Origin of the sequence: Streptomyces viridosporus (genome assembly GCF_002078235.1) — a bacterium.
GTDB classification, from domain to species: Bacteria; Actinomycetota; Actinomycetes; order Streptomycetales; family Streptomycetaceae; genus Streptomyces; species Streptomyces viridosporus.
The window spans coordinates 1-9,507 of record NZ_MSGP01000152.1 but is presented as its reverse complement, the minus strand read 5'-3'; the positions used below and the strand labels follow the sequence as shown (position 1 = coordinate 9,507).

The 9,507-nt window shown below is 72.7% G+C and carries 7 protein-coding genes and 1 pseudogene; 7 read left to right on the top strand and 1 reads right to left on the bottom strand.

All coding sequences use genetic code 11. The annotated features are described in order from the left end of the window. A pseudogene (locus B7L92_RS11915) lies at positions 1-186 on the top strand (hypothetical protein); the annotation flags it as partial. A 231-nt stretch (positions 187-417) separates the two neighbouring features. Here the strand turns inward: B7L92_RS11915 and B7L92_RS11910 are convergent. Beyond that, complete coding sequence (locus B7L92_RS11910) at positions 418-1,032, bottom strand: hypothetical protein (protein WP_081237401.1); 615 nt, start codon at positions 1,030-1,032, stop codon at positions 418-420. 355 nt (positions 1,033-1,387) lie between these two features. Between B7L92_RS11910 and B7L92_RS11905 the strand changes: the two genes are divergently transcribed. The 6 genes from B7L92_RS11905 to B7L92_RS11880 all read left to right on the top strand — a co-directional run bounded on the left by B7L92_RS11905 (position 1,388) and on the right by B7L92_RS11880 (position 9,490). Beyond that, positions 1,388-3,547 (top strand): RecQ family ATP-dependent DNA helicase, encoded by a 2,160-nt coding sequence (locus B7L92_RS11905; protein ID WP_081237400.1) that lies wholly within the window; start codon positions 1,388-1,390, stop codon positions 3,545-3,547. A 248-nt stretch (positions 3,548-3,795) separates the two neighbouring features. After that, positions 3,796-4,827 (top strand): siderophore ABC transporter substrate-binding protein, encoded by a 1,032-nt coding sequence (locus B7L92_RS11900; RefSeq protein ID WP_218030444.1) that lies wholly within the window; start codon positions 3,796-3,798, stop codon positions 4,825-4,827. Between the two features lie 40 nt (positions 4,828-4,867). Further along, positions 4,868-5,842 carry an ABC transporter permease gene (locus B7L92_RS11895; RefSeq protein ID WP_174703955.1) on the top strand — a complete coding sequence of 325 codons (975 nt, stop codon included), beginning with the start codon at positions 4,868-4,870 and terminating at the stop codon, positions 5,840-5,842. Beyond that, entirely contained in the window at positions 5,835-6,905 is a 1,071-nt protein-coding gene (locus B7L92_RS11890; RefSeq protein WP_081237399.1) for an iron chelate uptake ABC transporter family permease subunit, read from the top strand. Before B7L92_RS11895 ends, B7L92_RS11890 begins: the two co-directional genes overlap by 8 nt. Further along, positions 6,902-7,660, top strand: coding sequence for an iron ABC transporter ATP-binding protein (locus B7L92_RS11885; protein WP_081237398.1), 759 nt, complete (start codon positions 6,902-6,904; stop codon positions 7,658-7,660). The genes B7L92_RS11890 and B7L92_RS11885 overlap by 4 nt, the downstream gene beginning before the upstream one ends. A gap of 114 nt (positions 7,661-7,774) precedes the next feature. Further along, positions 7,775-9,490: a DUF4192 domain-containing protein gene (locus B7L92_RS11880; protein WP_107501458.1), complete on the top strand. Its 1,716-nt coding sequence runs from the start codon at positions 7,775-7,777 to the stop codon at positions 9,488-9,490. Positions 9,491-9,507 lie beyond the last annotated feature (17 nt).

Below are 9,507 nucleotides of genomic sequence, written 5' to 3'. Positions count from 1 at the left end.
TTCTACACGGACGCCGGCGTCGCGGAACGTGCCGGTGCACGGCCCGTCGTGGTGGTCGCCGTCAACGGCGGCTCCCAGGCCGTGGCCGCCTCCGCCCTGTCGGTGGCCCATGCCAGGGCCGGCGCCCTGCTGATCGTCTGTGGCGACCCGCAGCAGATCAACTCGGTGCTGGGCACGGGCGTCTGATCCGGCATCACGGCGTCGGGACGGGCGCCGAGGAGTGACGCGAGCGCCGCGATCGCGGCGTCCGCACACTCTGAGCCCGGTGCACCGCAGGACCGGCCGGGCCGATGTGCGCGTGGTCGTGCCGTTCCCGCGCCGGGCCGAGGGCGGTGGCGTGCGGGCGCACCGTGCCCTTCCGCGGTTCGTCCTGCCCCGGGGAGCAGGACGGAGGCGGTGAGCGGTCCGTGCGCGGCGTCAGCGTGCCGCCGCGCGGCGCAGGATCTCCGACGGGACGCCGCCGGTGCGCGGTATTCGGGGCGGCGCCTCGGACGTGGCGAACGGTTCCGGTACCGATCCGGCGCTGGGGTGGCGCCCGCCGCGACCTTCGCCGAGCACCTGCCAGCCGTCCCGGGTGAGGGTGATGTACGCCCCGCAGCGCAGCCCGTGCAGGGTGCAGGCGTCCCGCAGCCCCCACATCCACGCGCCGTCCTCCTCGGTCCACCGCGCGTCGCCGTCACGGCAGTAGAGCAGTACGGCGGTGCGCACCGGTGTGCGGCGCCGGAGGTCGTGCGGGATGATCCGGCGCAACTGGGCCAGCAGCACGTTGCGGAACATCCAGCCGTCCGCGGGGGCGGGGCGGCGGGTGAACGAGGCGCTCGCCCGCAGCCGCTCGTCCGGGTCGAGCACGGCGACCACCGCGGTCGCCGGCCCGGGACGGTGCCGGACGTGCAGTCCGCTGACGACCTCGCGCGGGTTGCGCAGCAGCGGGATTCCCGCGGCGGCCCACTCCGCAGGTTCGAGCACACGGTTGACGGAAGCGGCGGACGTCGACAGCGGCGCCGCCGAGGACGGAGCGAATCCGAAGGTCACGGTCCTCCCTTCGGCTACGCCCGTACTGCGGGCGGGGTCGGATGCGGGGGAACGCGCACGCAACGGAGCCCTACCTGATCGGCGGGTGAGCCGTGCGGGTGCGGACTTCAATTCTTCCTGTCGAACTTGGATGCGGCAACGAGCAATTGGAGCAGCAGCCCGTTATCGGAGGAAGCGCGGCTTATATCCCCACACGCTGCCTCCCGGACCGCGCATGCGGCGTTCGATCACGACACGTTCGTACGCCATGAGGGGGCGGACTCCCAGAGGGGCACGTTCCCGAGGAACGTGCGCGAGCGGGCCGTCACACAGGGTGAGGTGGCCGATCGTCCGTGCCGTCGGGTTGCATGGGGGCATGGACGACCTGGAGCTCCGTACCGAAGCCGATGCCATCCTCGCCGAGCTCGTCGGCGCCCCGGAGGGGGCGGCGCGGCTGCGGGAGGACCAGTGGCTAGCGGTGGCGGCCCTGGTGCGGGAGCGCCGGCGGGCCCTGGTGGTGCAGCGCACCGGCTGGGGCAAGTCGGCGGTGTACTTCGTGGCCACCGCCCTGCTGCGCCGGCGCGGCTCCGGCCCGACGGTGATCGTCTCGCCGCTGCTGGCGTTGATGCGCAACCAGGTCGAGTCGGCCGCGCGGGCCGGTATCCGGGCGCGCACCATCAACTCGGCCAACCCGGAGGAGTGGGCCGCCATCCACGAGGAGGTCGAGCGCGGCGAGACCGACGTCCTCCTCATCAGTCCGGAACGCCTCAATTCCGTGGAGTTCCGCGATCAGATGCTGCCCAAGCTCGCGGCCACGACCGGTCTGCTGGTGGTCGACGAGGCGCACTGCATCTCCGACTGGGGCCATGACTTCCGGCCCGACTACCGCCGGCTGCGGGCGATGCTCGCCGAGCTCGCCCCCGGCGTGCCGGTGCTCGCGACGACGGCGACCGCCAACGCGCGGGTCACCGCGGACGTGGCCGAGCAGTTGGGCACCGGCGCCGGCGAGGCCCTGGTGCTGCGGGGACCGCTCGAGAGGGAGAGCCTGCGGCTCGGGGTCGTCCGGCTCCCGGACACCGCGCACCGCCTGGCCTGGCTCGCCGAGCACCTGGACGAACTGCCGGGCTCCGGGATCGTCTACGCGCTGACGGTGGCCGCGGCCGAGGAGACCACGGACTACCTGCGCCGGCGCGGTTTCCGGGTGGCCTCCTACACGGGGCGCACGGAGAACGCCGACCGGCTGCAGGCCGAGACCGACCTGCTGGAGAACCGGGTCAAGGCGCTGGTGGCGACATCGGCACTGGGCATGGGCTTCGACAAGCCGGACCTGGGCTTCGTGGTCCACCTCGGTTCGCCGTCCTCGCCGATCGCCTACTACCAGCAGGTGGGGCGGGCGGGCCGCGGGGTGGCCCACGCCGACGTGCTGCTGCTGCCGGGCAAGGAGGACGAGGCCATCTGGCGCTACTTCGCCGACACCGCCTTCCCGCCCGAGGCGCAGGTCCGCCAGACCCTCTCGGCCCTCGCCGGTGCGGGACGCCCCCTGTCCGCACCGGCCCTGGAGGCGACGGTGGACCTTCGGCGCACCCGTCTGGAGACGATGCTGAAGGTGCTCGACGTCGACGGCGCGGTCAAGCGGGTGAAGGGCGGCTGGACGGCCACGGGAGCCGACTGGGCGTACGACGCCGAGCGCTACGCCAGGGTGGCGCGGCAGCGCGCCGCCGAGCAGCAGGCCATGCGCGATTACGTGAGCACGGACCGGTGCCGGATGGAGTTCCTGCGCCGGCAGCTGGACGACGAGGGGGCGGCCCCGTGCGGCCGTTGCGACAACTGCGCGGGTGCCTGGGCCGACCCCTCGGTCTCGGCGGAGGCGCTGACGGGGGCGGCGAAGGAACTGGACCGCCCGGGGGTGACGGTCGAGCCGCGCCGGATGTGGCCGACGGGGATGCCCGCGCTCGGCATCGACCTCAAGGGCCGCATCCCGGCCGCGGAGCAGTGCTCCACCGGACGAGCCCTGGGACGGCTCTCGGACATCGGATGGGGCAACCGGCTGCGCCCGCTGCTGGCCGAGGACGCGCCCGACGGGCCGGTCCCCGACGACGTCCTGCGGGCCGCGGTGACGGTCCTCGCCGATTGGGCGCGCTCCGCGGGGGGCTGGGCGTCGAACGACCCGGACGCCCCTGCCCGGCCGGTGGGCGTCGTCGCCGTACCGTCCCTGACCCGGCCCCTGCTGGTCGCGTCCCTGGCCCGGGGAGTGGCGGACATCGGGCGCCTGCCCTTCCTGGGCACCCTGGCGTACACGGGCCCGAGCGGCGCGCACGCGGCCCGGCGGAGCAACTCGGCCCAGCGCCTCCGGGCGCTGTCCGGGGCCTTCACCGTCCCCGGGGAACTGGCCGACGCTCTGGCCGGTGCCTCCGGGCCCGTCCTGCTCGTGGACGACAGCACGGACTCCGGCTGGACCCTCGCCGTCGCCGCTCGCTTGCTGAGGCGGGCGGGGGCCGGCCAGGTCCTGCCGCTGGTGCTCGCCACGGCGGGCTGACCGCCTCCCCCCAAAACCCCCTGCTTCCAAGCCTTTTGAAGGCTCTCGGGTTCCTGTCCGTGCGGAAGCCGCTCGGGAGCCTCTCGGCGGGGCCGAGGGGCTCCGGGGAAGAATGCATGGCCCCTGCAGGTAGCCATTTAGGTAAGGCTATCCTTATTCCTGCAGGTCACCGGTTCGTCGCCGGCGGCTTTGCCGTGCCCGGCCGTCCCCAGGTCCGTGCTGTGCCTCCGCGCCGCTCGCCGGCGTCCATGACCAGAAAGCAGATCATGCCCCAGTCCCGGCCCCGCTCGTCCCGTCCCGCCCGTCCGCTGATCGCCCTCGGCGCCGTCGTCGGCTCCGTGGCCCTGCTGGCGGCCTGTTCCTCCGGCACCGACTCCGAGAAGACGGACGGCGCCGCGGGCGCGGAGCAGGTCACCCTGACCACCAACCTCGGCGAGAAGAAGGTTGCGAAGAACCCCGAGCGGGTCGCCGCGCTGGACAACACCTCCTTCGCCACCCTGAAGGCCCTGGGCGTCAAGCCGGTCGCCGCGCCCAAGGGACTGCTGCCCGCCACCGGGTACGACGACTGGAAGAACGACGACTCCATCGCGGACATCGGTACGCACCGCGAGCCGAAGCTGGAGGAGCTGAACGCAGCCGAGCCCGATCTGATCATCGGCGGTTACCGCTTCGGCGAGCAGCAGGACGAGCTGGAGAAGATCGCGCCGACCATCGACATCTCCCCCTCGGACGAGGCCGAGGGCGGGTACGTCGCATCGCTGAAGACGCAGACCGAGCAGCTGGGCGAGCTCTTCGGCAAGGAGCGGGAGGCCGCGAAGATCGTCGACGAGCTGGAGACGGCCGAGCGGGCCGCCGTCGAGGCGACCGACGGAGAGACCGTCTTCCTGGCCGTCGCCAACGGCGGCAAGATCGACAACGGTGCGAGCCGCATCGGCCGGCTGGCCGAGCCGCTGGACCTGAAGAACGTGCTCGCCGCCGAGGGCCAGGAGGACACCGCGGTCCACAACGACTCCGGCCTGGCGCCCGAGACCGTCGCCGAACTGAACCCCGACTGGATGATCGTGATGGACCGCGACGCCGCCGTCTTCAAGGGCGAGGGCGAGGCGCCGACCCCGGCCAAGAGCCTGGTGAAGGGACAGGACGCCTGGAAGAACGTCACGTTCCTGGCCAAGGACCAGATCGTCTACCTGCCCTCGGACTTCTACGTGACCGAAGGCGCCCAGGCCTACGCGGCGAGCTTCAACCTGATCGCCGAGGCCTTCACCAAGGCCGCCGAGTAGCCCCGGACCCATCCCTTCACGGACCCGAGCGGAGGTGCGCATGCTGCGTCGTCTCGCCCTGCCCTGCGCCGTGCTGGTCGTCCTGGGGCTGGTGGTGGCGTCGCTGCTGACCGGCGGTTACGACATCGATCTGCACTCCCTGCTGCACGACCCCGAGGCGCGGCGGATGTTCCTGATCTCCAGGGTGCCCCGCACCCTGGCGCTCATCCTGGCCGCGGCCGCCATGGCGGTCTCCGGGGTGATCATGCAGATGCTGGTGCAGAATCGTTTCGTCGAGCCGACCACCACCGGCACGGCCGAGTGGTCGGCGCTGGGCGTGCTGCTGCTCACCCTGGTGGCGCCGGGCGCTCCGGTGCTGGTGAAGATGGCGTGCGCCGCGGTGTTCGCCTTCGTCGGGTCCGTGCTCTTCCTGAGTCTGCTCGGCAGGCTCGCACTGCGCTCCCAGGTGATCGTGCCGATCGTCGGCATCATGCTGGGCGCCGTGGTCGGCGCGGTCACCACCTACATCGCCTCCTCCGCCAACCTCATGCAGACGCTGCCGGCCTGGCGCTCCGGCGGCTTCAGCTCGGTGGTCAAGGGCACCTACGAGCCGCTGTGGGTGGTCGGCGTGCTGGTCGTCGTGCTGTACGCGGTGGCCGACCGGATCACCATCGCCGGTCTCGGCCGGGACATGGCGGTGAGCCTGGGCCTGTCCTACCGCCGGATCCTGTACCTGGGCCTGGCGATGGTGGCGCTGGCCACCGGTGTGACCTCCATCGTGGTCGGCTTCCTGCCGTTCCTCGGACTGGTGGTGCCCAACCTGGTCTCCATGGTGCGCGGCGACGACGTGCGCTCCAACCTGCCCTGGGCGGTGCTGGGCGGTGTCGCCCTGCTGACGGTGTGCGACCTGATCGGCCGCACCGTCGTCGCTCCGCTGGAGATTCCCGCCTCGGTGATCCTCGGTGCCGTGGGGGCCGTCATCTTCCTGAGCCTGATCCTGCGCCGGTTCGCACGAGGGGGAGCCGTCCATGCCTGAGTCCGCAGCCGTTCGGGTACCGGCCGCCCCGGGCCCCGACACCTCCGGCCCGGCGGCCCCCGGCCGTCGCCCGCGGCCGTCGCCGGGCACCTCGGAGAAGGGGCGCCGGCGCGGCCCGAGCCCGCGGGTACGCCTCCTCGTGGTCGGCGGCGCCGTCGTGGTGGCCGCGCTCTGCTTCCTGTTCCTCTTCGTCAAGGGGTCGTTCGATTTCGCGATCGAGCGGCGGCTGACCCTGGTCGGTGCCATGGTCGTGGCGGCCTTCGCCCAGGGCGTGGGAACGGTCGTGTTCCAGACCGTCACCCACAACCGGATCCTCACCCCGTCCTTGATGGGCTTCGACGCCGTCTACACCTTGATGCAGACGCTGATGGTGTTCTTCTTCGGCGGCACCGTGCTGGCCGCGACCGACGGGCTCGCGAAGCTGGTCGTGCAGACGGTGCTGATGGTCGCCTTCACGACGGTGCTGTTCCGGTGGCTGTTCAGCGGTCCCACCGGCAATCTCCACGTGCTGCTGCTGGCCGGTGTGGTGCTGGGAGTGGCCTTCGAGAGCCTGTCGCTGTTCCTCCAGCGCATGCTCGCGCCCGCGGACTACGACGTGCTCTCCGCGCGGCTGTTCGGCCGCCTCGGATCGGTGGGGGCGGAGCACCTCCCGTTCGCCTTCGCCGTGTGCGCCGCGGCCGGCCTCTACCTGTGGCGGCGGCGGCACCGGCTCGACGTGCTGCTGCTGGGCCGGGACGCGGCCACCGGGCTGGGCCTGAACCACCGCGGGGAACTGACCGGCGCGCTGATCGTGGTCTCGCTGATGGTCGCGATGTCGACCGCGCTGGTCGGTCCGATGACCTTCTTCGGGTTCACCGCGGCACTGCTCGCCTACCAGTTCTCGGGGACCCACCGGCACGCCGTCGTCCTGCCGATGGCCTTCCTGATGGGCCTGCTCACCCTGCTCGTCGGCCAGTTCACGATGGAGCACATCGTGTACGCGTCCGGCATGCTCACCACCGTCATCGAGTTCCTCGGCGGCGTGGTCTTCCTGGCCTACCTGCTCAAGAAGGGCACCCTGTGATCGAGTTCCGTGATCTGGTCAAGTCCTACGGGGACCGCACCGTCCTCGGTCCGGTGAGCGGCCGCATCGAGGAGGGCGGCATCACCTCGCTGATCGGGCCGAACGGCGCGGGCAAGTCGACGCTGCTCACCCTGCTCGGCCGACTCGCCGCCCCCACCTCCGGCACGGTGCTGCTGGACGGCACGGACGTGCACCGCACGCCGTCGGCCGAGATGGCCCGGCGGCTGGCGATCCTGCGCCAGGACAACCACTTCACCGCCCGGGTCACCGTGCGGGAACTCGTGGCCTTCGGCAGGTTCCCGCACAGCCGGGGACGGCTCACCGCCGAGGACCACGAGCACATCGACCGGGCCCTGGGCTTCCTCGACCTGGGCGACCTGGCCGGCCGCTACCTCGACCAGCTCTCCGGCGGTCAGCGGCAGCGCGCCTACGTCGCCATGGTGCTGGCCCAGGACACCCGCTACGCGCTGCTCGACGAGCCGCTGAACAACCTCGACATCAAGCACGCGGTCCGGATGATGGAGCAGTTGCGCTCCGCCGCCGACGAGTTGAACAAGACCGTGGTCCTGGTGGTGCACGACATCAACATCGCGGCCGGTTACTCCGATCACATCATCGCCCTGCGGGACGGCGCGATCGTCGCCAACGGCACCCCGGCCGAGCTGATGGATCCCGATCTCCTCACCCGGATCTTCGACACCCCGGTCCAGGTGCACGAGGTCGACGGCCGCCCGCTGGCCGTCCACCACCGCTGAACCGCCGGCCCGGACCCGGCGCGCGGGCGGGCACGTCCGTCGCTCATGATGTGTCCCTGACCGGACTTGTCCACAGGGGAAGCGGAACAATAAATTCCGCGAGATCGTCTCCCCATGACGAACCACAGCGAAATGGTCGGACCCCCCGGAAACGGCGACATTCCCGGGTGTGACGGACGAGAACACCCCGGTTCCCCGGAGCGTGACGCGCCTGCGGGCCACACCGCGCCTCCCGGCCCCCGCGGGCCCGGCGACGAGGAAGGCGGTGCACCGCGCGCCGCGGACATCACCTGCACCGCGTACGAGCACCACGGCGACGCACGGCAGGTCACCCTGCGCACACCGGCCGAACTCGCCGACGCGCTGCCCTACCTGCTCGGGTACCGCCCCGAGGACAGCATCGTGCTGGTCTCCCTGCACGACAAGGACGGGCGGGGCCGGTTCGGCGGCCGTGCCCGTCTCGGCATCCCCGCGAAACCGGACGACTGGCCCTGTGCCGCCCGGCAACTGGCCCACGGCCTGGTGACGGGCAGCGAGCGCCGAGGCGCCCGGCCCGAGCAGATGGTCGTCTTCCTCTGCCGCGAACCGGCCGAGGGCGAATCCGGTCGCCAGGTCAAGGAGCGGCTGGGACCGCTCGCCCACGCGCTGCGCCTGGAGTGCGGCGCCCTCGACGTCCCGGTGGTGGAGGCCCTGTGCGTCTCCGGCGGCCGTTTCTGGTCCTACTGCTGCGACAACGAGGGCTGCTGTCCGGCCGAGGGGACGCCGATGGGCCTGCCCGGCACCTCGGTCCTGGCCGCCGCTGCCGCCTACGCGGGGATCCAGGTCCGCGGCACACTGCGCGAGCTGCGCGCCAGGCTCCTGCCGTGGGAGAACTCCGCGGCCCTCGAACAGGAGGCCGCCCTGGACACCGCCGGCGTGGCCCTGATCCCCAGGATCCTCGACGCGGTGGGGCGGCACGAGGTCGCCGAGGAGACGTTGGAGCTCGCCGAGAAGATCAGGGACCGTCTCGCCGGCGCTCCGGCTGTCACCGGCGCGCTCCCGGCGGACCTGCGGGACGACGCACTGCTCGGACACGACGAGGCCGCGACGCTGATCCTGGGCCTGCAGGACCGCACGACGCGCGACCGCGCGGCCGAGTGGATGGAGGGAGAAGAGGCGGGCGCCGCCCTCCGTCTGTGGCGGGCCCTGGCGCGCCGCTGTGTGGGGGCGTACGGCGAACACGCGGCCGCTCCCCTGACCCTCGCCGGATGGGTCGCCTGGTCCACGGGTGACGAGTTGGAGGCCCGGGAGGCGCTCGCCATGGCCCTGGGCGCCGACCCCGACTACCTCTTCGCCCGTCTTCTGCACCAGGCCTGCAACGAAGGGCTCGACCCGGAGTCGATCCGCCGTTGCCTGCGCGAGGAGCGCGAGGAACGCGCGGAGCGAGGGCGGGCGGCCTCCGGCGGACCGGTCGCGGACATCGAGGGGAACAGCGGGTGCGGGCCCGAGGTCCCGGAGCCCGCGGACCTCCGACCCGCCGCGCCCGGACGCACCGCACCCGAACATGCGGCTTCCGGTCCGGGAGAGGCCTCCTCGCGCCGCCGGCGCCGCGCGCGCACCTCCGGCTCCGGCGACTGCTCCCCTCTCCGGGTGCGGGCGGAGGCGGCCCGCCGGAGCAGCCGGGTCCCGCATCCGCGCGCGTCGGCGGGGGGCACGCGTCCCGGGGCCGGGGGCCGTACGCGTCCGGGCGGCGCGCGCCCGGGCCCGGTGAAGCCGGATGCCCTACGCCGTCGCGACGCTTCGCCGGAAGGCGCACAGCCCGGGGGCCGGGGCGGCGAAGGGGGCGAGTGAACGAGCGGGAGGGTCGG